Source organism: Microbacterium sp. UBA3394 (assembly GCF_002358725.1).
Taxonomy (GTDB): domain Bacteria; phylum Actinomycetota; class Actinomycetes; order Actinomycetales; family Microbacteriaceae; genus Microbacterium; species Microbacterium luteum.
Genome location: NZ_DEPK01000057.1, coordinates 5,395 through 5,665, shown reverse-complemented (window position 1 = coordinate 5,665; position 271 = coordinate 5,395). Strand labels below are relative to the sequence as shown.

General features: G+C 74.9%; 1 pseudogene. It reads right to left on the bottom strand.

The annotated features are described in order from the left end of the window. Positions 1–271 (bottom strand): annotated as a pseudogene (locus tag B4E30_RS03135) (dehydrogenase); the annotation flags it as partial.

Sequence of the window (271 nt, the reverse complement as noted above, 5' to 3'; positions counted from 1 at the left end):
GCGCGCGGCGACCTCACGGTCCTGCGTGACGCGCGACGACGTGCCGCGCCGAGGCTCGCCCCGAAGCCGGGCGCGCGGCCCCCAGTACTCGCCGCCGGTGACGTCGGGTGCCGCCAGCGCGTGCACGAGGGGCTGCGCGCCGACCTCTTTGGACTGGGTGACGGGGGCCTGGATATTGTCGGTGAACCGCGTCAGGCGGGAGGGGTTGTTCACTCCGCGGATGCCGGCGGTGCGGCCGCTGGTGGAGTAGCCCGGATGCGCCACGACGCTC